The organism is Aquabacterium sp. A3, assembly GCF_038069945.1.
Classification (GTDB): domain Bacteria; phylum Pseudomonadota; class Gammaproteobacteria; order Burkholderiales; family Burkholderiaceae_C; genus Aquabacterium.
Genome location: NZ_JBBPEV010000005.1, coordinates 1 through 24,528, shown reverse-complemented (window position 1 = coordinate 24,528; position 24,528 = coordinate 1). Strand labels below are relative to the sequence as shown.

The 24,528-nt window shown below is 59.6% G+C and carries 22 protein-coding genes and 1 pseudogene; 15 read left to right on the top strand and 8 right to left on the bottom strand.

The annotated features are described in order from the left end of the window. Positions 1–1,230, top strand: a complete 1,230-nt coding sequence (locus WNB94_RS14605; RefSeq protein ID WP_341391142.1) for a DUF1173 family protein — start codon at positions 1–3, stop codon at positions 1,228–1,230. A gap of 136 nt (positions 1,231–1,366) precedes the next feature. Here WNB94_RS14605 and WNB94_RS14600 read toward each other — a convergent pair whose 3' ends face one another. Beyond that, complete coding sequence (locus WNB94_RS14600; RefSeq protein ID WP_341391141.1) at positions 1,367–2,014, bottom strand: class I SAM-dependent methyltransferase; 648 nt, start codon at positions 2,012–2,014, stop codon at positions 1,367–1,369. After that, entirely contained in the window at positions 2,007–2,438 is a 432-nt protein-coding gene (cadR, locus tag WNB94_RS14595) for a Cd(II)/Pb(II)-responsive transcriptional regulator (protein ID WP_341391140.1), read from the bottom strand. Before cadR ends, WNB94_RS14600 begins: the two co-directional genes overlap by 8 nt. Positions 2,439–2,710: 272 nt before the next feature. Between cadR and WNB94_RS14590 the strand changes: the two genes are divergently transcribed. From WNB94_RS14590 to WNB94_RS14560, 7 genes are all read left to right on the top strand, one after another. Continuing rightward, positions 2,711–4,795: a heavy metal translocating P-type ATPase gene (locus tag WNB94_RS14590; protein ID WP_445819090.1), complete on the top strand. Its 2,085-nt coding sequence runs from the start codon at positions 2,711–2,713 to the stop codon at positions 4,793–4,795. A 42-nt stretch (positions 4,796–4,837) separates the two neighbouring features. Next, the gene (locus WNB94_RS14585) at positions 4,838–5,203 is read left to right on the top strand and encodes a DUF2946 family protein (protein ID WP_341391139.1); all 366 of its coding nucleotides are present in this window, start codon (positions 4,838–4,840) and stop codon (positions 5,201–5,203) included. 222 nt (positions 5,204–5,425) lie between these two features. Then, positions 5,426–6,604, top strand: a complete 1,179-nt coding sequence (locus WNB94_RS14580) for a TolC family protein (RefSeq protein ID WP_341391138.1) — start codon at positions 5,426–5,428, stop codon at positions 6,602–6,604. A 15-nt stretch (positions 6,605–6,619) separates the two neighbouring features. Next, on the top strand, positions 6,620–8,200 hold the full coding sequence (locus WNB94_RS14575) for an efflux RND transporter periplasmic adaptor subunit (protein ID WP_341391137.1): 1,581 nt from the start codon (positions 6,620–6,622) through the stop codon (positions 8,198–8,200). A 38-nt stretch (positions 8,201–8,238) separates the two neighbouring features. Beyond that, a complete protein-coding gene (locus WNB94_RS14570) occupies positions 8,239–11,379 on the top strand; it encodes an efflux RND transporter permease subunit (protein WP_341391136.1) in 3,141 nt (1,046 codons plus the stop codon). A 25-nt stretch (positions 11,380–11,404) separates the two neighbouring features. Further along, positions 11,405–11,752 (top strand): hypothetical protein, encoded by a 348-nt coding sequence (locus tag WNB94_RS14565; protein ID WP_341391135.1) that lies wholly within the window; start codon positions 11,405–11,407, stop codon positions 11,750–11,752. A 97-nt stretch (positions 11,753–11,849) separates the two neighbouring features. Next, positions 11,850–12,875, top strand: a complete 1,026-nt coding sequence (locus tag WNB94_RS14560; RefSeq protein ID WP_341391134.1) for a DMT family transporter — start codon at positions 11,850–11,852, stop codon at positions 12,873–12,875. Between the two features lie 2 nt (positions 12,876–12,877). Here WNB94_RS14560 and WNB94_RS14555 read toward each other — a convergent pair. The 6 genes and pseudogenes from WNB94_RS14555 to WNB94_RS14530 form a co-directional block, all read right to left on the bottom strand. Further along, positions 12,878–13,203, bottom strand: a pseudogene (locus WNB94_RS14555) (YnfA family protein). Then, positions 13,169–15,529 carry a heavy metal translocating P-type ATPase gene (locus WNB94_RS14550; RefSeq protein WP_256450026.1) on the bottom strand — a complete coding sequence of 787 codons (2,361 nt, stop codon included), beginning with the start codon at positions 15,527–15,529 and terminating at the stop codon, positions 13,169–13,171. Before WNB94_RS14550 ends, WNB94_RS14555 begins: the two are co-directional and overlap by 35 nt. Positions 15,530–15,629: 100 nt before the next feature. Then, a complete protein-coding gene (locus WNB94_RS14545; protein ID WP_407638773.1) occupies positions 15,630–15,824 on the bottom strand; it encodes a DUF2933 domain-containing protein in 195 nt (64 codons plus the stop codon). Between the two features lie 116 nt (positions 15,825–15,940). Further along, the gene (locus WNB94_RS14540; protein ID WP_137839878.1) at positions 15,941–16,294 is read right to left on the bottom strand and encodes a hypothetical protein; all 354 of its coding nucleotides are present in this window, start codon (positions 16,292–16,294) and stop codon (positions 15,941–15,943) included. A gap of 210 nt (positions 16,295–16,504) precedes the next feature. Further along, on the bottom strand, positions 16,505–17,920 hold the full coding sequence (locus WNB94_RS14535) for a heavy metal sensor histidine kinase (protein WP_341391133.1): 1,416 nt from the start codon (positions 17,918–17,920) through the stop codon (positions 16,505–16,507). After that, positions 17,917–18,606 carry a heavy metal response regulator transcription factor gene (locus WNB94_RS14530; RefSeq protein ID WP_058089017.1) on the bottom strand — a complete coding sequence of 230 codons (690 nt, stop codon included), beginning with the start codon at positions 18,604–18,606 and terminating at the stop codon, positions 17,917–17,919. The genes WNB94_RS14535 and WNB94_RS14530 overlap by 4 nt, the downstream gene beginning before the upstream one ends. A 150-nt stretch (positions 18,607–18,756) precedes the next feature. Here WNB94_RS14530 and WNB94_RS14525 point away from each other — a divergent pair, with 150 nt between their 5' ends. From WNB94_RS14525 to WNB94_RS14495, 7 genes are all read left to right on the top strand, one after another. Then, the gene (locus WNB94_RS14525; protein ID WP_133611065.1) at positions 18,757–19,086 is read left to right on the top strand and encodes a hypothetical protein; all 330 of its coding nucleotides are present in this window, start codon (positions 18,757–18,759) and stop codon (positions 19,084–19,086) included. Further along, positions 19,083–20,513: a TolC family protein gene (locus tag WNB94_RS14520; RefSeq protein ID WP_290868391.1), complete on the top strand. Its 1,431-nt coding sequence runs from the start codon at positions 19,083–19,085 to the stop codon at positions 20,511–20,513. Before WNB94_RS14525 ends, WNB94_RS14520 begins: the two co-directional genes overlap by 4 nt. Positions 20,514–20,527: 14 nt before the next feature. Next, entirely contained in the window at positions 20,528–21,940 is a 1,413-nt protein-coding gene (locus tag WNB94_RS14515) for a multicopper oxidase family protein (RefSeq protein WP_137839880.1), read from the top strand. A 27-nt stretch (positions 21,941–21,967) separates the two neighbouring features. Next, entirely contained in the window at positions 21,968–22,471 is a 504-nt protein-coding gene (locus WNB94_RS14510) for a cupredoxin domain-containing protein (protein ID WP_230179402.1), read from the top strand. A 2-nt stretch (positions 22,472–22,473) separates the two neighbouring features. Beyond that, entirely contained in the window at positions 22,474–22,962 is a 489-nt protein-coding gene (locus tag WNB94_RS14505) for a DUF411 domain-containing protein (protein ID WP_137839881.1), read from the top strand. A gap of 8 nt (positions 22,963–22,970) precedes the next feature. Beyond that, positions 22,971–23,312, top strand: coding sequence for a copper-binding protein (locus WNB94_RS14500; protein WP_290868384.1), 342 nt, complete (start codon positions 22,971–22,973; stop codon positions 23,310–23,312). A gap of 219 nt (positions 23,313–23,531) precedes the next feature. Then, positions 23,532–24,383, top strand: a complete 852-nt coding sequence (locus tag WNB94_RS14495; RefSeq protein WP_137839883.1) for a hypothetical protein — start codon at positions 23,532–23,534, stop codon at positions 24,381–24,383. The last annotated feature ends 145 nt before the right edge of the window (positions 24,384–24,528 follow it).

The window sequence follows — 24,528 nt, the reverse complement described above, 5'->3', positions numbered from 1 at the left end:
ATGCCCACCCGTCAAGGCGCTGAAGGCGACAGTCAGCGCTTTTCCATCAAAGGGCGGGTGGTGGATGCAAGTGCGCCAGACATGCAGGATCTGCTGGCTCACGTGTACGAGACCCCCGAACGTCCCCGATGTCTGTGTGTTCCTGGTGGTGTGGAGATGTACGTCGCGCGGCACCGTCAGTTCGTTGTCAAGCGCATGCCGGAAACCGGGTGTCGGCATCACCCATCGTGCCCATCCTTCGAGCCAGAGTGGCAACAATCAGGTCTGGGCGAGTTGGTGGGCGAGGCTGTTCTGGAGACGGTGCCTGGGCAGATTCAACTGCGTGTGGACTTTCCGTGGGTGCGCACGGTGGGGCGAAGTTTGGTGCGAGGTGAACCACATGAGGTGACCGAGGTGGAGGCACCCAGGCGACGCATGAGCCTGCATGCCCTGATGCACTTCCTTTTCGAGCGGGCGGGCTTCAACCGATGGAGCCCGGCCATGGAGGGCAAGCGCAATCAAGGTGTCCTGCACAAATACCTGATGAATGCGGCCGAGGACGTGATGGTCAAGGGTGTTGGGCTGAGCGAGCGTTTGTACGTGCCCGAACCCTTCAGCGAAGCCAGCAAATTCGAGGTAGCTCAGCGCCGTCGCAACAAGCTGGCGGTCTTGCATCCGCATGAAGGGCAAAGCCCTCTGGCGGTGGTCATCGGCGAATTCAAGGTCAGCGAGGTAACGGCCCTGGGGCGGCGTGTCTGGATCAAGCACATGCCCGATGCACCCCTGCTGGTGGGCACCAAGACCTGGGAGCGCATTGAGCGGGTCTTCGCTCCATTGTTTGAAGCCCGTGACGCCGACAGCGGACACAAGGTGCGTTTGATGCTGGCGGCGCTGATCCGAGCTCGCCGTGAGCACACCTACGAAATTGATGCGGCCAGTTTGATGTTGACCAGCGAGCACTGGATCCCGGTGGAGGGTGTGCATGAGTTGCCGCTGGTGCATGCGCTCGTCTCTCAGGGCCGACGCTTTGTCAAACCACTGCGTTACGACGCCAGGAGCGCCGCTGCATTTCCCAATGCTTTGCTCTTGGACGCTGGACCCTTGCCGCTGCCTTTGCACGTCATCAGCGCCTTCATGCCTCCCAAGGAACGGGCGGAAAAAGAGCGGACCCTGCGAACTTCCGCCGGTTCACCCTGGCTTTGGGTGAGCGCAGAAGAGATGCCGGCCTTGCCGGGGGCGGTCATGACTTAACGGCCATTGGGTGGGCTCAGGACTTCATCTCGACTATGGGTGGGCGGGAGCTGTTAACCCAGCCATCAGATGTGGGTAGCCTGTTCCGCAACGATGGCTGCGCCCGGTGCAGGCCAGGTCGCAGGATGCAAAGCGCTCATGTCGTTTTCTTTCGGCACATGCAATAGATGAACTGCTGGTCAGTCCCAAAAGGGGTGTGGTGCATTTGCTCTTCGTGGGTCAGCATGGTGAATGCTTCCCCAAATTCGGCATGCAACTCGTCGGGTGCGTAGCGCATGACCGGTAGGCCACTGCACTGAGTGGGGCCATTGCTGCCGAATGTGGCCATGATGACGTGGCCACCTGGCTTGAGCGCACGCAAGACCTGTTTGACGTAAGCCTCACGGTCCTCTTGCGTTGTCAGGAAGTGGAACACGGCGCGGTCATGCCAGAGGTCGATGCTGTGGGGCTCGAAGGTCGCGCGGGTGATGTCCGCCTCAACCCATTTGACGCCAGCTCCACGCGCGCCGAGGCGGTGCTGACTTTCTGCCAAGGCGGCGGCGGACAAGTCGAGCACGGTTACGTGGGCGTAGCCGTCGTCCAGCAGGTCATCGACCAGCGTGGAGGCTCCACCGCCAATGTCGATGAGGGCCGCATCACGACCGAGGCCGCTTGCGCGGATCAGCCGCATGGACATGTCGGCATGGGCTTGAAACCAGCTGACGCTGTCCGGTGCCTTGGTGGTGTAAACCTTTTCCCAATGATCTTTGTTTTGCATGTTTTTCGCCTTGATCTGTTCAGCCAAGATGGGTGTGTCTCTCTGCTTTTGGTTCGGCCTCCATGGCCGCCAGCCCTTGCAAGATGCCGCACGACTGCACGGCTTGCTCGCTATGACATCGCTGGCGCAAGGTGGCCAATTGCAGCTTGAGGTGGGTGAGTTCCCGTATGCGCTCATCGACATGGGCGATGTGCTGATCAAAAACGTCGTTCACCGCGCCGCAGCCTTGCTCGGCCCGGTCAGCCAGACCCAGCAGGGTGTGGATTTCGTCGTGGCTCATGTCAAGCGCACGGCAATTGCGGATGAAGCGCAGGCGCTCGACGTGCTCGGGCCCATACACGCGGAAATTGCCAGCCGTGCGGTCAGGTGCAGGCAGCAAGGCTTCCTTTTCGTAGTAACGGATGGTCTCGACCGTGCACTGCGCGACCTGGGCCAATTCACCGATTTTCATGAAGACTCCATAAACCTCTTGACTCTATAGTAGCTTCAGGTTGTGTAATGGGCAAAACGCTTCCTCAAATGCCCATGCCCACCCATCACGAACACCATTCGCACGACGACCACAGTCACGGTGACGAATCTGGTTGCACGACGCCCCCTATCTCCGTATCGGCTGTTGCCACTTGCGAGACGGCTTGCTGCAGCCATGACGTAAAGCCCGCTCCGGTGGCGTTGGGTAAGCCTGTGGCCTTCGGCGCGCGCGTACAAACCCCCATCCGCATCATGCAGATGGATTGCCCGACGGAAGAGGCCTTGTTGCGCAAGAAGCTGGGGAGCATGGCCGGTGTCTCGGGCATGGAATTCAACCTGATGCAGCGCGTGCTGACGGTGACGCACGAGCCTCAAGCCATTGAACCGATCCTGGACGCGGTCCGCTCCCTGGGCTTCACGCCGGAAATCGCCACGGGCACCTCGTCCGATGCGGCCCTCACACCTGAGCCCTCCAAACCCTGGTGGCCGCTTGCACTGGCGGGTGTGGCCGCCACCGCTTCTGAGGCGGTGCACTGGTTCGGTTTGCCGACATGGCTGGCCGCTTTGCTGGCGGTCACTGCCGTGCTGGCCTGCGGCATCACGACCTACAAAAAGGGTTGGGTGGCCATCCGCAACGGCAACCTGAACATCAACGCCCTGATGAGCATTGCCGTGACCGGCGCGCTGGTGCTGGGCCAATGGCCTGAAGCGGCCATGGTGATGGTGTTGTTCACGGTGGCCGAGTTGATCGAGGCCAAGTCGCTGGACCGTGCGCGCAACGCCATTCAGGGCTTGATGCAACTGGCGCCAGAGCGTGCCACCGTCTTGCAGGATGACGGTAAGTGGCAAGAGGTCGAAGCCAAGTCGGTGGCCCTCCAGGCGCATGTGCGAATCAAGCCGGGCGAGCGCATCGCATTGGACGGCACCATCGTCAGTGGGCGCTCAACGATCAACCAAGCCCCGATCACAGGCGAGAGCCTGCCCGTGGACAAGACCGAGGGCGATGCCGTTTTTGCCGGGACCATCAACGAGTCGGGCTCTTTCGAATACGTCGTGACGGCGGCTGCGGACGACAGCACCTTGGCGCGCATCATCCATGCGGTGGAAGAAGCGCAAGGGGCGAAGGCGCCGACACAGCGTTTCGTCGATCAATTCGCACGCGTCTACACGCCCGTGGTATTTGCCATCGCACTGGCCGTGGCCATCCTGCCGCCGCTGTTGATGGGGGGCGCATGGTTTGACTGGGTTTACAAGGCGCTCGTCCTGCTGGTCATCGCTTGCCCCTGCGCACTGGTGATCTCGACCCCCGTGACCATCGTGAGTGGCCTGGCCGCAGCGGCACGCCAAGGCATCCTGATCAAGGGTGGAGCCTATCTTGAAGAAGGTCGCAAGCTGGCTTGGCTGGCCCTGGACAAGACAGGCACGATCACCCACGGTAAGCCAGTGCAGACGGACTTCGCCGCGTTGAATGGCCATGGCGAGGCGGACGTTCGCAGCCTGGCCGCCAGTCTGGCCAGCCGCTCCGACCACCCGGTGTCCCGCGCCTTGGCCACTGCGGCCCAACAAGACGGCATCGCCTTGCAAAACGTGGATGCGTTTGAGGCGCTGCCTGGACGTGGGTCCAAGGGACTTATCGGCGGCAAGGTCTACCTCCTGGGCAATCACCGCCTGATCCATGAGCAGGGCCGCTGTTCCGAGGCATTGGAGGTACGTTTGACCGCCCTGGAAGAACAAGGCAAGACGGTCATCTTGCTGACAGACGAAGAAAGCGTTCATGGCATGTTTGCCGTGGCAGACACCGTCAAGGACAGCAGCCGGCAGGCCATCGCCGAACTTCACGCGCTGGGCATCAAGACGGTCATGCTCACGGGCGACAACGCCCACACGGCCGGAGCCATTGCGGCGCAGGTGGGCATCGACGAGGCCCAAGGCGACATGCTGCCCGAGGACAAGCTCAAGGCCATCGAGGGCAAGATCGAGCAAGGTGGTTCAGTGGGCATGGTGGGCGATGGCATCAACGACGCGCCCGCGCTGGCCCGTGCCGACATCGGCTTTGCCATGGGCGCGGCGGGCACAGGCACCGCCATCGAGACGGCCGATGTGGCCCTGATGGACGACGATTTGCGCAAGCTGCCGCGTTTTGTGCGCCTGTCGCGTCGCACCCATGCGCTGCTGGTTCAGAACATCGTGCTGGCCCTTGGCATCAAGGCGGTGTTCCTGGTCCTGACGCTGACGGGTCTGGGCACGATGTGGATGGCCGTGTTCGCGGACGTGGGCGCCAGCTTGTTGGTCGTTGGCAATGGCTTGCGGCTGCTGCGTGTCAATTCGTCACGCTGATCGGGTTCAGATTTTGTTTTGTATGCCGATATACTCAGTGCCATGCGTCGATTGATCGCCATTTTCCTGCTGGTCTTGCTGCCGTTCCAAGCCGTTTGGGCTGCCATGGAACCGTATTGCCTGCATGAAAACGCGCAGAGTCAATCGCATCATTTCGGGCACCACGAGCATCAGCACCACGCAGATACCGACGTCGCCCAACATGATGACGACACCAAGAACACCGGCAAGGCCTCGGCGATGCTCGATCACGATCACCATTGCTGCTCGGGTGCATCGTTGCTGTCTGCTGCTGTGCCACTGCCTGGGCCATTGCCTCAGGCTGCCGGGGTAGCCTCGCCGCTGGCGAGTTACATCTCCTTCGATGCGACCCGCATTGAACGCCCGAATTGGACTGTCTCGCTCTGAGTCGGCGAGACGGGTTTTTGCACATCCCCTGATGTGATCCTGGCTAGGTCAGGCTGGTGGGCCACCACCCGCCTAGAACATGCGCTGTGTGACCAACGCGCTCAAACTGAGCCCTTGACCTGTTCGCCGAATGTCCCCTGCTGATTTGCGGAGAATTCGATGCGACGATTTGATGTTTCCCGGGCGGCGCGCACGGCTTGTGCGGCCCTGTGTGTTCCCTTCATGTTTCAAGCAGCTTGGGCTCAAGGCCTGAGTCTGGATGCGGCGCTGGCCACGGCGCTGGCACACCACCCTGATTTGCGCGCCTCGATGCTGGAGCGCGAGGCCAGCGAAGGCGCCACCCAACAAGCCGGTGCCTGGCAAAACCCCGAGTTGTCCACGCTGGTGGAAGACACTCGGCAGGCCACGCGCACCACCACCATCCAGTTGAACCAGCCCATCGAGTTGGGCGGCAAGCGCTCGGCTCGCATCAGCGCGGCACGGGCGGCCCAAGGTCAGGCAGAGCTGGATGTCGCCGCGCGGCGTGCCCAGGTCAGGTCGCAGGTGATGGCGGCGTTTTACGGCGTGGCTGTGGCGCAAGAACGGGTGAGGCTGTCCGATGAGCTGGGTCGCTTGTCTTCTCAAGCGCGTGAGGCGGCCTCCAAGCGGGTGCTGGCAGGTAAGGTCTCGCCCGTTGAGGAACTCAAGGCGCAGGTGGCTGAGGCCCAGGCGCTGTCTGCGAGCACCGTTGCCCACAGCGAGTGGCGTGCTGCGGTGGCCCAACTGCGACAGGCCTTGGGTGATCCAACCGTCAAGTTCGAACGTGTCGACGCTGACATCGGGCGGTTGCCCTCCGCTGGACTGTGGGAGCCCCTGGCTCAACGCCTGGAGACCGCCCCGGCCATCGCTCGGGCGCAACAAGAAATCTCGCGCAGGCAGGCCCTGAGTGATCTGGAGCGGGCACGTCGCACTCCAGATCTGACGGTGACGCTGGGCGCCAAGCGCGACCAGCAGTTGGGCCGCGATCAGCCCATCTTGGGTGTGAGCCTGGTGCTGCCGCTGTTTGATCGCAATCAGGGCGCCATCCTGGAAGCCAGTCGCCGCGAGGACAAGGCGCGGATCGAGCTGGAGGCCGTGCGTGCCAGCGTCGAGGCGCAGGCCACCCAGGCCTTGGCACAACTGAGCGCCACGCTGGCGCAGGCTCAGACCCTGCGCGACAAGGTGCTGCCCGCCGCACGGCAAGCGTTTGCAGCCAGCACCAAAGGCTACGAGTTGGGCAAGTTCGGATTCCTGGACGTGCTGGACGCCCAACGCACCCTCTTCGAAGCAGAAACACAGGCGCTGAGCGCCGCCGCCCAGGCCTATCAGGCCGACGCCCGCTTGCTTGAGCTGCTGGGCGAGCCCACCCCGACGAAAGACTGACTCATGAACAACCCCATGAAACACAAATCCTGGCTGGCCATTGCGGTCGTCGTCGTTTTGGGCGCGCTGCTGGGCTGGGCGATCCTCCAGAAGGACAAGCCCAAGGCCCACGATGAACACGGTCACGCCGAACACGCAGAGGCCGAGGGGCATGCCGATGATGAGCACCATGGCACTGCCGCAGCCAAGCCTCATGCCGACGACAAAGGGCACGGTGACGAAGAGCACCATGAAGAGGCCACAGAGGCCAAGCCCGCCAAAGGCCCCCACGGTGGCCGCCTGTTCAACGCCGGCGCTTATGGCCTGGAAGTGACCATCTTCGAGACCGATGTGCCACCCGAGTTCCGCCTCTACACCTATCAGAATGGCAAGCCCCTGGCCCCAGGCCAGACCACGGCGAAGCTGACGCTGGAACGCCTGGGTCGTGAGCCGCAAGTCATCCAGTTCAAACCCCAGGGTGACTTCCTGCGAGGTGATGCCGAGGTGGTCGAGCCCCACTCCTTCAAGGTCACGGTCGAGGCCACGCAGGGCGGTCAGACCCATCGCTTTGGCTACGAGCAGGAAGAAGCCCGCGTCACCATGAGCGATGCCCAGCTCCAGCAGGCCGGGGTGACGCTGGCCGTGGCGGGCCCGGCGCGCATCCAGAGCCAACTGGCCTTGCTGGGCGAGGTCCGCTACAACGGCGACCGCACCGTGCAGGTGGTGCCGCGTCTGGCAGGGCTGGTCGAGGCCGTGCCCGTTAGCGCGGGTGAGCGCGTTCGCAAGGGGCAGGTCCTGGCTGTGCTGTCGAGCCCTGCGCTGGCCGATCAACGCGCCGAAGGCGTTGCGGCACAGAAGCGCTTGGCCTTGGCGCGCACCACCCATGATCGTGAGAAAAAGCTCTGGCAAGACAAGATCTCTGCTGAGCAGGATTACCAACAGGCACGCGCAGCCCTGCAAGAGGCCGAGATCGCTGAGCAGAACATCCGCCAGAAGTTGGCCAACCTCGGGGCCACGGCCACCAGCGGCGGCAACCTGACGCGTTTTGAACTGCGCTCGCCCATTGATGGCGTTGTGACTGACAAGCGCATCACCGTGGGCCAATCGGTGGGCGAGACCGAGCCAGTGTTCACGGTCTCGGACCTGTCCTCTGTGTGGGTGGAAGCGCCTGTGGCCACCAAGGACTTGGGCACCATCCGCACAGGTCTGGCCGTACAGGTCAAGGCCTCAGGCTTTGACGCCCAAGCAGCGGGCACGATCACCTACGTCAGTGCCCTGGTGGGTGAGCAGACCCGAAGCGCCACGGCGCGGGTAGTCTTGCCCAACCCCAAGGGACTGTGGCGCCCAGGTTTGCCGGTGAGCGTGGAGGTCACCTCAAGCGAGGCCGAGGTGCCCGTGGCCGTTCAGGTGGACGCCATCCAAAGTGTGCGCGATTGGCAGGTGGTTTTTGGCCGCTACGGCCAGCAGTTGGAGGCGCGCCCCCTGGAGCTGGGCCGAAGCGACGGCCGTGTGGTGGAGGTGCTCAGTGGTTTGAGCGCAGGCGAGCGTTACGCCGCCAAGAACAGCTTTGTGATCAAGGCTGAACTGGGCAAGGCAGGAGCCAGCCATGACCATTGAACGCACCCCTTTGTCTGAATGCTTCAAGGAGCCCAGCCATGTTTGAACGCATCTTGCGCTTTGCGCTGGAGCAACGCTGGCTGGTGTTGCTCGCCACGCTGGCGGTTGCCGCCCTGGGCGTTTTCAGCTACCAGCATTTGCCGATTGACGCCGTGCCGGACATCACCAACGTCCAGGTCCAGGTCAACACCGAGGCCTCAGGCTACTCGCCGCTGGAGGCCGAGCAGCGTGTGACTTTTCCCATCGAGACGACGATGGCAGGCTTGCCGGGTTTGAAGGAGGTGCGCTCCCTGTCGCGCTATGGCCTGTCACAGGTCACCGTGGTGTTCAAGGACGGCACCGACATCTACTTTGCCCGCCAACTGGTCAACGAGCGCATCCAGGAGGCACGCGGCAAACTGCCTGCAGGCCTGGCCCCCTCTCTGGGGCCTATTGCCACCGGCCTGGGCGAGATCTACATGTGGACGGTTGAAGCCAAGCCCGGTGCCCTCAAGGCCGACGGTCAGCCCTACACCCCCATGGATCTGCGCGAGATCCAGGACTGGATCATCAAGCCTCAGTTGCGCAATGTGCCCGGCGTGACTGAGATCAACACCATTGGCGGTTTTGCCAAGGAGTTCCAAGTGGCACCCGATCCGGCCAAACTGGTCGCCCATGGCCTGAGCCTGAGCGATCTGGTCACGGCCCTGGAGCGCAACAATGCCAATGTGGGCGCAGGCTACATCGAGCGGCGTGGCGAGCAGTACCTGATCCGCGCGCCTGGCCAGGTGCAAGGAATGGCGGACATCGGCAGCATTGTCGTCAAGCAAGCGCAGGGCGTCAGCGTTCGCATCCGCGATGTGGCCGAGGTGGTGCTGGGCAAAGAGCTGCGCACGGGTGCGGCCACCGAGGATGGCCGCGAGGTGGTGCTGGGCACGGTGTTCATGCTGATTGGCGAGAACAGCCGCGATGTGTCCAAAGCGGTCGATGTGCGCCTCCAGCAGGTCAACAAGACCTTGCCGGCAGGCGTGATCGCCAAGACGGTTTATGACCGTACCGTGCTGGTGGACAAGGCGATTGCCACGGTCAAGAAGAACCTGTTCGAAGGGGCTGTGCTGGTCGTCGTGATCCTGTTTGCCTTCCTGGGCAACTTCCGAGCGGCCTTAATCACGGCCATGGTGATCCCGCTGGCGATGCTGTTCACGTTCACGGGCATGGTGACCCAGCAGGTCAGTGCCAACCTGATGAGCCTGGGTGCGCTGGACTTCGGCATCATCATCGACGGTGCGGTGGTGATCGTGGAGAACTGCGTGCGGCGCCTGGCGCACGCCCAAGCGCATCACGGACGCCCCTTGACCCGAAGCGAGCGTTTCCACGAGGTGTTTGCAGCAGCGCAGGAGTCGCGCCGTCCCCTGTTGTTCGGGCAACTCATCATCATGGTGGTCTACCTGCCCATCTTTGCCTTGACGGGTGTCGAGGGCAAGATGTTCCACCCCATGGCCTTCACGGTGGTGGCGGCCTTGCTGGGCGCCATGATCTTGTCGATGACCTTCGTCCCGGCAGCCGTTGCGCTGTTCCTGACGGGCTCGGTCAGCGAGAAGGAAAACCGCCTGATGGGTTGGGCCAAGCGCGGCTATGAGCCTCTGCTGGACAAGGCCATGTCCCGCCAGCCACTGGTGCTGACCATCACAGGTGTGTCGGTGGCCTTGGCCGTGTTGATGGCCGCCCGCATGGGCAGCGAGTTCATCCCCAGTCTGGACGAACACGACATTGCCCTGCATGCGCTGCGCATCCCGGGCACCAGCCTGAGCCAGGCCATTGAGATGCAGGCGCAACTGGAGCGCACCATCAAGGCCTTCCCTGAGGTCGAGGCGGTGTTCGCCAAGCTGGGCACGGCCGAGATAGCCACCGACCCGATGCCGCCCAGCGTGGCTGACACCTTCGTGATGCTCAAGCCACGTGAGCAATGGCCCGATCCCAAGCGGCCCAAGGATGACCTGGTCAAGGCCTTGCAGGTGGCCGTGATGAAGGTGCCCGGCAACAACTACGAGTTCACCCAGCCCATCCAGATGCGCTTCAACGAGCTGATATCGGGCGTGCGCAGCGATGTGGCCGTCAAGGTGTTTGGCGATGACATGGACACGCTCAACGAAACCGCGGAGCAGATCTCCAAGGTGCTGGAGGCCGTGCCTGGGGCCGAAGATGTCAAGGTAGAACAAACCACCGGCCTGCCCATGCTATCTGTGAAGATCGACCGCGAGAAGGCTGCGCGACTGGGCTTGAACGTGGGCGACATTCAGGACACGCTGGCCACGGCACTGGGTGGGCGCGAGGCAGGGGCGGTGTTTGAGGGTGACCGCCGGTTCGACATCCTGGTGCGCCTGCCAGAAAACCTGCGCAGCGACCTGGACGCTTTGGGGCAGTTGCCCATTCGTCTTCCCGCCAACGCCGCGGGTGAACACGCGGGCTTTGCCCGACTGGGCGATGTGGCCACGATGGACCTGACCCCTGGCCCCAACCAGATCAGCCGCGAAGAAGGCAAACGACGTGTGGTCGTCACCGCCAACGTGCGCGGGCGGGACATCGGCAGCTTTGTGGGTGAGGCGCAAGCCAAGATCGAAGCTGGGGTCAAGGTGCCAGCCGGTTACTGGACCACCTGGGGCGGCACCTTTGAGCAATTGCAATCGGCCTCGCGCCGTCTGGCCATCGTGGTGCCCGTGGCCTTGTTGCTGGTCTTCCTGTTGCTCTTTGCCATGTTTGGCAACGTCAAGGATGGTTTGCTGGTGTTCACCGGTGTGCCCTTTGCGCTGACGGGCGGTGTGGCGGCGCTGTGGCTGCGGGACATTCCCTTGTCGATCTCGGCAGGGGTGGGTTTCATCGCATTGTCGGGTGTGGCCGTGCTCAATGGCTTGGTGATGATTGCCTACATCCGAAGCCTGCGCGAAGGCGGCATGGCCCTGGAGCCAGCGATCAGAGAAGGGGCCCTGACACGCCTGAGGCCTGTGCTCATGACCGCCCTGGTGGCCAGCCTGGGCTTTGTGCCCATGGCGGTAGCCATGGGCACGGGCGCCGAGGTGCAGCGGCCGTTGGCCACCGTGGTCATCGGCGGCATCCTGTCATCGACTGTATTGACCCTGTTCGTGCTGCCGCTGCTCTACCGATGGACGCATCGCACAGATGATTTTTCCCCTGCGAACTGATTGCCTCAACCCAAAGGAGTTCATCATGCTGAAACTGAAAATAGCACTGGTCGTTGTGTTTGCGGCCTTGACCACCGCCTGCACGACGGGGCCGCAGGTATCGAGCAACGCCTACTCGCAAGGTTGGCGGCGAGCGCAGGTTGTGGCCATCGAAAAGGATCAGTTGGCGGTGCGATCAAGCAAGGAAGATTGCCGAATGGCATTGGGTGCTGAGGCGGGCCAAACCCGGTTTGCCATGGCTTCCTATAGCTATGGCGGCAATCCCAACCTGAGGGCAAAGCGCATCGTGGCGATACCCAATGATGTCGATGTCGAGGTGGGCGATTGGGTTGAGGTCAGCATCACCGACTGCCGTCTGGCGCTTAAAAAATAAACTCTGGAAGCAAGGGCCCTTGAGTCACGACATCCTTCCTGCCTGAACCTGCTCACCCATGATCCAAAAGTTGCTCTCTCATCGACACGTCGGCGTGATGTCCGCGTTGTTGGCCGCATTGTTGTTCGGTGTGAGCGCGCCGCTTGCTAAGGTTCTGCTCGCTCAGACCAGCCCATGGCTGCTGGCGGCGCTGTTGTACCTGGGATCCGGAATGGGTTTGTGGGTGGTGCGTCGCATTCAGCGTGTACCTCCGGTGACCCTGGCCTGGCGCGAATGGGGGTGGCTGGCAGGCGCCATCGTGACGGGCGGCATCGCAGCGCCTGTCTTGTTGATGACGGGGCTGGCTGGCATGTCGGCGTCTCAGTCGTCCTTGCTGCTCAATGCGGAGAGTGTGCTGACTGCCGTGCTGGCCTGGGTGGTGTTCAAGGAAAACGTGGACCGGCGCATCGCGCTGGGCATGGCCGCCATCGTGGCCGGTGCCCTGGTACTGAGTTGGCCAGGTGCTGCTGAGCACGTAGCCACTTCGACACTCTGGCCATCTTTGGCGGTGCTGGGGGCATGTTTGGGTTGGGCGGTGGACAACAACCTGACGCGCAAAGTGGCCTTGAACGACGCGGGCTTCATCGCCATGGCCAAAGGATTGAGCGCGGGCAGCACCAACCTGGTCTTGGCCGTGGCGCTGGGCGCGGGGTGGCCCGGTTGGGAGACCACATTGTCTGCGGGCTTGCTCGGGTTTATCAGCTACGGCGCCAGCCTGACCTTGTTCGTCCTGGCGCTGCGGCATCTGGGTGCCTCGCGTACAGGGGCCTACTTCTCCGTTGCACCGTTCTTTGGCGCGCTGGTGTCTGTGCTGCTTCTCCACGAGCCTGTCACGGTTCAGTTGCTGGTCGCTGCGGCCTTGATGGCTTGGGGTGTCTGGCTGCACTTGTCGGAGGACCATGCTCACGAGCATTCGCATGAGGCCCTGGAACACGCGCATGAGCATGTTCACGATGCGCACCATCAACATGAGCACGCTGGCCCTGTCGTGCCGGGTGTGCCGCACAAGCACCTTCATCGCCATTTGCCTATGAGCCACAGCCACGCGCATTTCCCGGATGCGCACCATCGACACGGCCACTGAGGTCAGGACGACGTTGGCTGAAACGCAATGAAGGCCTTCCCTGCCAGCGCCATGCAGGCCCAGACCGCTGTCCCAGCGGCTTGGGGTGATGCCATCCACTTGCCACAGTCACGCCAAGGCCCCAAAAATGTAGACACCACCACAGACCGCGTAGGTACGCCCGGCCGCCGTGGGGTGCAGCGTCGGCAGCCACGGAGAACAAACTCAGCGCTGTCGCAGCAGGCAGCAGGAGCCACATGGACTTGCCCTGCTGGAGTACCAGCGCAGGCAGGTAGACCGGGATTTCAAGTACGTCACTTTTTCTTGAAGCGCTGTAGCCGAAGGGCATTGCCAATCACCGACACGGAGCTCAGACTCATGGCCAGAGCCGCAATCAATGGGGACAGCAGCCACCCGGTCAGGGGATACAGCAAACCCGCTGCGATGGGAATGCCCAAGGCGTTGTAGAAGAACGCGAAAGCCAGGTTTTGCTTCATGTTGGCCACGGTCGCCATGGATAGCATGCGCGCCGTGGCAATCCCTCTAAGGTCGCCTTTGACCAGGGTGATCTGGGCGCTGTTCATGGCCACATCTGTACCCGTTCCCATCGCGACACCCACATCCGCGCGAGCGAGCGCGGGTGCATCGTTGATGCCGTCGCCCGCCATGGCCACCACGCACCCCTCTTTCTGCAGGCGCTCGACCAGCAAGAGTTTGTCTGCGGGCTTGACCTCGCCATGAACCTCATCGATACCCAGCCGTGCGCCGACCGCTTTTGCTGTGGTCTGTCCGTCGCCTGTGGCCATCACTATTCGGATACCTGCCTCCCTAAGGACGGTCAGTGCCTCAGGAGTGCTTGATTTGATGGGGTCAGAGACAGCCAGTAAGCCGGCAATCTGGCCATTGACAGCCAGGTACATGACGCTGGCGCCCTCCGCGCGCAACGCTTCTGCCTGCGGCACAAGTTTCTCTACGGGAGCCCCGATCTGTTGCATGAGGGTGGTGTTGCCCAGCGCCAAGCGATGACCATCTACCTCCCCTTGTACGCCAATGCCTGTGCCAGATTCAAAATTGATCGGCTTGTCCAAGAGCAGGCCCTGTTCACGAGCCGCTCGAACGATGGCATCGGCAAGTGGATGCTCGCTACCTTGATCGAGGCTTGCTGCCAACCTCAATACTTCGGTGGCGTCCCAGCCAGGCGCTGCCACTGCGCGGTCGTAGGCTGGCTTGCCTTCTGTGAGCGTACCCGTCTTGTCCACGATCAATGCATTGACCTGACGCATGCGTTCGATGGCCGCAGCATCCCTGAACAACACACCTTGCGTGGCTCCCTTTCCGGTGGCTACCATGATGGACATGGGCGTGGCCAAGCCCAGCGCACAAGGGCAGGCGATGATCAGCACAGATACCGCGTTGATCAGGCCGTACACCCAGCTCGGATCAGGCCCGAAGAATCCCCAGCCAAAGAATGTCAAGAGGGCAATGCTGATCACGGCCATCACGAAGTAACCGGCTACGACATCGGCCATGCGTTGCATGGGGGCCTTGGAGCGCTGCGCCTGGGCCACCAATTGCACGATCTGCGACAGCATGGTCTCCGATCCAACTCGCTCCGAGCGCATGATCAGCGCACCGTTGGTATTGAGCGTCGCGCCTATTACCTTGTCGCCTAATCGTTTGCTCACGGGAATGGGCTCACCAGTCAGCATGGATTCGTCCACGGCACTCGTGCCTTCCTCCACGACGCCGTCCACAGGAACCTTCTCTCCGGGCCTTACGCGCAAGCGGTCTCCCACGTGGACATGGGACAACGGTACATCTTCTTCGGTTCCGTCAGGCTTTAGCCTCCTGGCTGTCTTGGGCGCCAAACCCAGGAGCGACTTGATGGCAGCTGACGTTTGAGAGCGCGCTTTCAGTTCAAGCACCTGTCCAAGCAGCGTCAGAGAAATGATCACGGCAGCGGCTTCAAAGTAAACCGCCACACGCCCCATCGCCATGAAAGAAGCAGGAAAGACCTGTGGCGCAGCGGTGGCCACGACGCTGTACCAGTACGCCGCACCAGTGCCCAGGCCGATCAGTGTCCACATGTTGGGGCTGCGATGCACCACCGATAGCCAGCCCCGATAGAAGAAGGGCCAACCGCCCCATAGCACGATGGGTGTGGCCAGGATCAGTTCCACCCAGCTTTGGACGGTCATGTCCATCAGCCCCAGGTTGTGTCCGAACATTGCCAGCACGAATACGACGGCAGTTAGTGGAAGCGTCCACCAAAAGCGCTGCTGAAAGTCACGCAATTCAGGGTTGTCGTCATCCAGGATGGGAAGCAAGGGCTCCAGCGTCATGCCGCACTTGGGGCAGTTTCCCGGGTGGTCCTGACGAACCTCCGGGTGCATGGGGCAGGTATAGGTGGCGCCTGTGAGTTGCTCCGAGGCTGGTAACTGAGGAGGTGTTGCTTCAGCCTGCTGCGCCTCGTTTGGCAAGACGAACCGATCTGGGCTTGAGAGGAATTTGGCTTTGCAGCGTTCGCTACAGAAGAAGAACATCTTGCCTGCGTAGCTCTCGGTCAGTGCCGATTGCTGCCTGATCGTCATGCCACAAACTGGATCCTTGACTTCGTCGTCAAGCAATGCGGTGCTATCGCTTGGTGAGTGGTGATGGCTGTGATTTTCATTCACGGGCAACTCTCCAGCGGTGATTGGAAAAAGCGCGGCAGGAACCTTGGTGTGATGAAAGCATGGGCCTCGTAGGCCGCTCCAAACTCACGTTGTATGCACTTCATCGGGTTGTCTTGCCAGAATCTGCCGATTTCTGTGGCGTGTCAGACCCGTGCTTTTGCCCTCCGTGACCGCCATGTCCATGCCCGAACAGGTGCATCAGTGGGCATGCCAATAGCAACAGATAGGGCAGCTTACCCACGACATGCGACCAGTGCTCTCGCAATACGAAGAACGCCAGAATGGCGCCGACCATGATCAACGCTACGCCGAGCGGGGACCTCAGAAACGATGGGCGTCCAGTGCTGCTTTGGTGATGGGTGTGTGCGTTTGTCATTTGCGCTCCGTGTATTGCGAGTGTTTACGTGGAAATCACTTTTTCGTACCGGATGCCGGGCCCATGCCCATGCCGTCCTTCATCATTGGACAGCCGCTTTCCTTCATGGCTTTCATGTGCTCATTCATGGCTTCCTGGCGCTTCTTGAAGTCTCGGATCTTCATGATTCGCTGGATTTCGGCGTGGTGCTTTTCCATGTGGGCGTGCATGCCCATTGACTCGCTCATGGCCGACGAAGTCGATGCGCTTGGGGCAACAACTGACGCGGATGCCGACGCCGCAGGGTGATGTGCCGAGTGATCTTCTGCCTTTGATTGTGCAAAGGCCATTCCGTTCAGTGCCAAAAAAACCAGGGCTGCGGCAGAGAAGTTGCGTTGATTGACGATCATGCTGACTCCAGTATTCGCTAGGCGAACGGTTGTGGTGAGCTCAGCTTAGTGGCAGCACCTTTCATGCAGGTGAGTCAGAGATTACAGGTTTGTTATCTTGGTGTCATTGAGGCCATTAACGCCAGCCAGCTTGATCTAGATCAATGGCAGAGGGCGAGCATTGCGCGGCACCGGGTGCCTGGATGCCAATTCCACAACAGAATGAGCATGTCAGGCGTGGGTCGGGTTCGCCCTGTCGCCCACCGGGAAACTCAGCGTGAAGCAGGTGCGCCCGTGCTCTGAGGTGACGGCGACTTTTCCGCTGTGGGCTTCGACAATGGCGCGCGTGATGGACAGTCCCAGCCCTGCGCCGTCGCTGGATGGGTGAGCCCGAGCGGGGTCTGCACGGAAGAATCGATCGAACAACCTTGGTAAAACCTTGGGGTCGATGTCTTCGCCCGAATTGGCAACAGCCACCTCGATATAGGGCTCTGCTTTTCGCACGGAGATGCAAACGTCTCCGCTGCTCGGTGTGTGGCGAAGGGCATTTGACAGCAGATTGCTGACGGCCCTCCTGAACATCAGCCTGTCACCTGTGATCAGGTCATCGCCCACAACGTTGATGCGGATAAATTTTTCTTCCGCGACGGCATCGTAAAACTCTACGAGTTTCTGGATTTCTGATGACGCTTGAAAATGCTCCTTTTGAGGTATGGCAAAGCTGCGTTCAGTCTTGGCCAGAAAAAGCATGTCTGACACCATTCTGGCCAAGCGCTGAAACTCCTCGACGTTAGATGCCAGGGTATCTCGATAGGTCTCCGTGTCACGTTGCGATGACAGGACAACCTGTGTTTGCGTCATCAAGTTGCTGATAGGTGTGCGCAGTTCATGCGCCAGATCAGAGGAGAAATCTGACAAACGCTGAAAATCACTTTGCAGCCTGTCCAACATGCTGTTGAGTTCCTTTGCCAGATCGGCCATCTCAATGGGAACTGAGCCGACAGGCATCCGCTCGTCAAGTTGCCTCCCGGAAACTGTCGCAGCACGCGATTTCATCGCCCTCAACGGAGCAAGACCCTGGTGGGCAGCAAACCAACTGAACATGCCGCTGGCGATCATCGCAAGTACCGTGTAAATCGCCAAGGTTCGGCCGAGTTGGGCGATGAATTCGTCGTGGTGTTTCGTGTCAATGGCCACAACAACGTCAAGGGCGTTGGTGGGGTCGTATCCAGGGCTTTGCTGCATGCGAAGCGACCGGTATTCCCGCCCTTGACTCTGCCACCTTTGAATCACCTGCTCGTCAGGCTGGCTCAACCCCGGCGCCACTTGCCCAGGCGGAGAAAACCGATCTGAACTGTAGAGTGTTGATCCGTCAATGCCTTTGGCAGAGATGTACATGCCGTGGTGGTGATTCAAGGCCTCGCTCAATCTTTTGCGGGCGTCATCTTGAGAGCGCGACTTCGTTAGGATGTCCTTGATGAGGAGTTGCTTGTCACTGAGGGTGAAGCGGTCCAAATCGATGAAATGCTGGTCTGCAGCGTACATAAGCAGGCTGCCCAAGCCCAGCACAATGCACACGGACGTCAAGGTGAAGAACAATGTCAAGCGAGCGGTCAGTGACAACGCCTTCAGTCGTTCGATCTTCACTGAGCAGACCTTCCAGGCTCTTCGAGAACGTACCCCATTCCTCGTACTGTTTGAATCAACTTCATGTTTTGGCCTTCGTCGATTTTGACCCTCAGGCGTCGAATAGCCACCTCGATCACGTTGGTATCGCTGTCGAAGTTCATGTCCCACACTTGCGATGCGATGAGAGAACGCGGCAGCACCTCACCTTGTCGCCGCATCAGTAGCTCCAGAAGACCGAACTCTTTGGCCGTCAAGTCGATCCTCACGCCACCTCTGGTCACGCGTCGTCGCAAGAGATCCATCTCAAGATCAGCAACGCACAACGTTGGGCCGTCACCATGCTGCCGCCCCCTGCGCAGGATGATTCGAACCCGCGCCAGCAACTCCGCGAACGAGAACGGTTTGATGAGGTAATCATCGGCGCCCAACTCCAGCCCTTTGACACGATCCTCGACTTGATCGCGGGCTGTCAAAAATAAGACAGGCATTTCCAGGCCTTGCTGACGCAAGGTGCTCAGCACTTGCCACCCGTTGAGACCTGGCAGCATGACGTCCAGGATCACCAGATCGTGCGCACCGTGTTTGGCGAGGTGAATCCCGTCGGGGCCGTTGGTCGCCAGATCGACAACAAACCCTGCTTCGCTGAGCCCTTGGCGCAGGTACTCCCCGGTCTTTGGTTCGTCTTCTACGATCAAGATGCGCACGGTGATCTCCAGTTCCTGCCAGCGCCTGAGTTTGCCGCCATTCTGACGTGCGTTTCGCAGATGACAAAACTGTCATCTGCGAAACAGGTTCTCGACAGGCTGACCTGAGCACAATGGCAGCTTGAAATCACAGCTTGCCAAGAGGAAGACATGCTATTGGCCCAATCGTCCTATGTTGTTCGCCCCGCACTGGGTCTGGTGCTGTTAGCCATGGGGGGGCTGACCCAAGCCCAGCAGCCTGCCAGTGCTGAACCAATCGCGCCACCTGAATTCATGGTGACCTACCGATCCCCTATTGGCAGCTACCAGGGCTTTTCCGATCCGGTTCTCGCGGCCTGGAAAGAGTCCAACGACTTGGTCGGTCGCATTGGTGGTTGGCGAGCTTACGCACGAGAGTCGCGTGGTGGTCCCAACATCAAACCGAGCAGCGAGTCTGAACGCGATGATCCGCACGCAGGTCATGGGGAGAGCCGTCGATGAAAAGGCTGTTCAATCGAGTACCGCTGAGAGCGGGTGTCGCTGCGATCGGTTTGGGTGTTCTCTCGGGTTGTGCGAGCATCGACATTGGTCAATCGGTCAAGCGCATCAACGACGAAACCTCGGGCTTCACGCAGGGGAATCTGTCGCTGGCGACGAACGATTCTGAAAAGACAAAACTCCGCGGACGAGCCCACTCTCTGTTGGAAAAGCCTTTGAGCCAGTCGCAAGCAGTGGAGCTGGCGTTGGTCAATAGCCCTTCCATGCAAGCCCTTCTGGCGCAGAGTTGGGCTGAAGCAGCTCAGACGGCTCAGTCAGGCCGTATCGCCAATCCGGTGTTCAGTTTTGAGCGCTTGCGCGCTGGCGATGAGCTGGAGTTGGGGCGCGCTTTGTCCTTTGGCTTGCTTGATCTCATCTCTCTACCTTGGCGACAGAGTGCTGCCAGCCGACGAATCGAACAAGCACAGGTAAAGCTGGCTGCAGACGTTGTGGACCAAGTGACCTTGGTCCGCCAGGCTTGGGTCCGTGCTGTGGCCGCTCAACAGACGCTCAAGTATGCCGAACAGGTCTATGAGGCATCCCAAGCAAGCGCAGAACTGGCGCAGCGTATGCAAGCGGTCGGCAACTTCAACCGAGTTTCGCGCGCCAGGCAACAGGCCTTTTATGCCGACGCAGCAACCCGGTTGGCCTCTGTAAGCCATCTGAACACGGCGGCCAGAGAGGAGTTGGTACGTCTGCTTGGTTTGAACGATGCCCAAGTCGATCAACTGAGGCTTCCAGATCGTCTCCCCGACTTACCCAAGGAACCGGTGAATCCGAAGGCATTCAGTGCGCAGGCGTCTCAATCTCGACTGGATATTCGCTTGGCCCAGAGCAATTTCGATGCGTATGCCAAGGCTCAGGGTCTTGAACTGGTGAACTCGTTTACCGACATCGAGTTGACCGCCCGCAGGAACACCAAATTTGATAACGCAGCGGGAACAAGTTCCACTGCCAGAGGTTATGAGTTGGCCTTGCGACTGCCAATTTTTGACTGGGGCGGTATGCAGCGCGACGCCTTCAATGCGCGTACTTTGGCTGCGGCCAATCAGCTTGAGGCCGTCATACGCTCAGCAGGCTCCAACCTGCGAGAGAGCTATTCGGCTTATCGAGCTGCTCATGACGTCGCCAGGCATTACAGAGACGAGGTTCTGCCTTTGCGCAAGGTCATCTCGGATGAGAACCAGCTTCGCTACAACGGCATGCTCATCGGTGTATTCGAGTTGCTGGCCGACTACCGGGATCAAGTGGAAACTGTGATTGCCGCCATCGATGCTGAACAACAGTTCTGGTTGGCCGACGCCGCGATGCAGGCATCGCTGATCGGGCGCCCCACCAGTACCACCTTGTCCGTCGGCGGCGCAGCTCCCAGCGCCGGTGGCGGTCATTGATCAAAGGAACAAAGATGTCGTCAAGAAGAGATTTTTTCAGGATGGCTGGCATTGCTGGTGGCGCCGTGGCAGCCAGTGCCGTCAGTCGCGTGGCGATGGCCGCGTTGCCTGAGCCGGTGATTCAGACCAGTTCGGACACCATGGCTCCTCTCGTTCCTGAAACAGGGCGTGCTTACAACCCTGTGGTGACCTTGAATGGCTGGACTTTGCCTTGGCGGATGAACCAAGGCGTCAAGGAGTTCCATTTGGTTGCCGAGCCCGTGGTGAGGGAGATGGCGCCAGGCTTCAAGGCGCACCTGTGGGGGTACAACGGGCAAAGCCCTGGGCCCACCATCGAGGTGGTTGAAGGCGACCGTGTTCGGCTTTATGTCACCAATCGGTTGCCTGAGCACACGAGCATCCATTGGCATGGACAGCGGCTGCCCAACGGCATGGACGGTGTGGCCGGTTTGAATCAGCCCGCCATTCCTGTGGGGAAGACCTACGTTTACGAGTTCGTGGCACGTCGTCCAGGAACGTTCATGTATCACCCCCATGCCGACGAAATGACACAGATGGCCATGGGCATGATGGGGTTTTGGGTCACGCACCCGAAGAACAAGCACCCGTTGATCGATGAGGTCAACAGAGACTTCTGCTTCTTGCTCAATGCTTTTGACATCGATCCGGGCAGTTACACCCCCAAGACGATGACCATGCTTGACTTCAATCTGTGGGCGTGGAACAGCCGCATCTTTCCCGGGGTCGACTCGCTCAACGTTCGACTCAACGACAAAGTGCGCATCCGGGTTGGCAATCTCACGATGACGAACCACCCCATCCATTTGCATGGACATGAATTCTTGGTGACAGGCACCGATGGTGGCCCGACGCCGAAGAGCACTCGCTGGTACGAGGTGACCACCGACGTTGCCGTTGGGCAAATGCGGCAGATCGAGTTTTTGGCCGATGAGGAGGGGGACTGGGCTTTTCACTGCCACAAGAGCCATCACACCATGAACGCCATGGGGCATGACGTTCCAAATCTGATTGGTGTGGATCACCGTGGCGTTGCCAAAAAGATCAAGGGCCTTTTGCCTGAGTACATGGTCATGGGCGAGCGTGGGATGGCCGACATGACCGAGATGGAAATGCCGATACCTGACAACACGGTACCCATGATGACTGGCGAAGGGCCTTTTGGCTCGGTCGAGATGGGCGGCATGTTCAGTGTGCTCAAGGTTCGCAAGAACCAAAAGCATGGCGATTACAAGGACCCTGGTTGGTTCAAGCATCCTGCAGGCACCGTGGCACATGAATATACCGGCCCCTTGAGTGAGCCTGCCAGATTCAAGTCTGAAGGTGGGCAATCTATGCCCCGGGCCAAGAAGCCTGACAAGGCTGTCGAGGTGCGAGCCCGCAAGCCGACGTCTCACAGCGATCACTGATTCTCAACCTCTTGATACGGATTTTTCATGATGAACAAACGTCGATTCGCCACCCACTTCATTGCTGCAACTTGCTTGACGCTGTCCGCTTCCGCATTTGCTGGGGGAGACCATGCGCATGACCATGGTGCAGGAACCCAGGCCGCTGAAGAAACCGCCATCGGCAAGCCTGGTCGGGCATCGAAAGTCACCAGAACGATCAAGGTTTCGATGAGCGACAAGATGCGATTTGAACCTGCATCGATTCAAGTCAAGCAGGGCGAAACAGTGCGCTTCGTCGTCAGAAACGCAGGCCAGATCAAGCACGAGATGAACCTGGGGACCGAAAAGGAACTTTTGGAGCATTTGGAGGTGATGAAGAAGTTCCCGAACATGGAGCACGACGAGCCCAACAAGGTGACCATTGCGCCTGGGCAGCAAGGTGAAATCGTCTGGCAGTTCACTAAAGCCGGGACAGTGAATTTCGCGTGCTTGGTTCCTGGTCACTACGAGGCGGGCATGAAGGGCAAGGTCCAGGTTTCGAAGAAATGATCATGCGAGACCAATCTGTGTCTCCATTGCGCTCTAGGCGCAAAGTGCTGATGGCGGCCTTGTCATTGGCATGTACGCCGACGATTTGGGCGGCCTCAGAGACTGCGGAGCGAACACCAATCAAGGTGTGGAAAGATCCCAACTGCGGCTGTTGCAAGCTGTGGGTCTCGCACCTTGAGCACAATGGCTTCGTCGTCACCGTGGTGGATGAGGGCAACAAGGCCGCGCGTGCCGCCCTTGGGATGCCGGAGCGGCAGGCATCCTGTCACACGGCTGTGGTGTCCGGCTATGTGATCGAGGGGCACGTCCCTGCGCGCGATATCCGCCGGTTGCTCAAAGACAGGCCACATGCCCTGGGTTTGGCTGTGCCTGGCATGCCTGTCGGATCTCCTGGGATGGATGGGCCTGACTTTGATGGTCACCGCGATCCATACCAAGTGCTGCTGATCCGCAAAGACGGATCGGTTCTGGTTTTTAACTCTTACTCATGAGGTCAACAATGAACGCCATTGCTAAGTTTTTAGCCGTATCGGCTTGTGCCATCGGCATCGCTTCTCCACTTGCTTCATTCGCTCAAGCTGCCATGGACCATTCGAAGATGGAGTCCGCGCAGGCTCCCGCAATGACCGACGGCGAGATCAAGAAAATTGATCAGACCAACGGCAAAGTCACCATCAAGCATGGTGACATCAAGCACCTGGACATGCCAGGCATGACCATGGTGTTTACCGCCAAAGACAAGAGCATCTTGTCCAATCTCAGGCCTGGTGATCAGGTGAAATTCATGGTCCTCAGCGAGGGTGGGAAGATGATCGTGACGGAAATAAAAAATGCGCCCTGACGAAAGTGTTAAATCACGTTAGGCGCCAGGCTTGTTGAGTTGGTGTTGACTGTCTTTGCTCGGTGGTGTTTTTCCGAGATCGATTCAATCAGGCTTTGCTTGGGCAATTTATCTGATCGGTTGATTGGTTAGAGGATCGCCCATAGTCCAATTCAGTGCCCACTCTGCTGAAGATGGTGTTTGGCCTGATTTGGGAGTGCTTTTTATTTTGGGGCTGTGGTGAAGAGCTATCTTCTTTTTCTTCGGTATGCATTGAAAAACTGGTTATCGAAAGAAAAATTGGTGGACGAGAGCTCAGCGTTTGATGTGTCCCTCACTTCACACGGAGATCGTGTCAACAGGGTTCATTTGGCGATCGAATCTGCGTGCAGCGGAATTAAGCCCAGAAGAGTCATTCTGTTCTTGTCTCGGGAAGATTGGCCGGGGCGATTGCCGAAATCGTTGACGCGTTTGTGTCATCGTGGATTGGAGGTGATAACCTGCGAAAACGATGGGCCTCACAAAAAGCTGCAACCTTATCTGCAGATGAATGCCTCTTTCGTTCGACCTTTGATCACCATTGACGACGATGTTTTTTACGAACATCTTGCTTTCAAGCATCTTTTTGATGCCTGGTTGAGCGATAAGGCCGTTATTCATTGTTTGCGCGCTCGGTCTGTCTTAACGAATGGCGATGCATTGATGCCCTACATCGCATGGCCGCTTTGCAATAGCAGTGTCCCCTCCCATCTAAATTTCTCCACTGGAGTGGGTGGTGTACTTTACCCACCTGATTTTCTGCTTCTGCTCAAACGAGTCGGACTCGGTTACCGGGCGACGTGTCCTGATGCGGATGATATTTGGGTTAACGCGTGTGCTGTGCGCTCCGGATTTCGGGTCAGGCAAGTTTTCAATGCTCCCTCACGCAGACCAGATATACCTGGGTCCAGACGTACGGCCTTGTTCAAAAAGAACATCCGTTTGGGTGGCAATGATGCGCAATTGGCAAGGGTCTATGACAAGTACATTATTTCAAGAATGACGGATGAGTTTTCAAGACGTTTTAATATTGACGAGATGCTGTCAAATTAGTCATCGCGACGTCATGTCTATGTAAGGGAAGGTCTGAACAACTCGTTTGCGAGGCAACAGGCGGCGTGATCGCTTCGACAAATGAGCCGAATGCATCGCAGACCAGCCCCCATGACGCTGAAACGCACGTCAAAGGGTGCGCGAC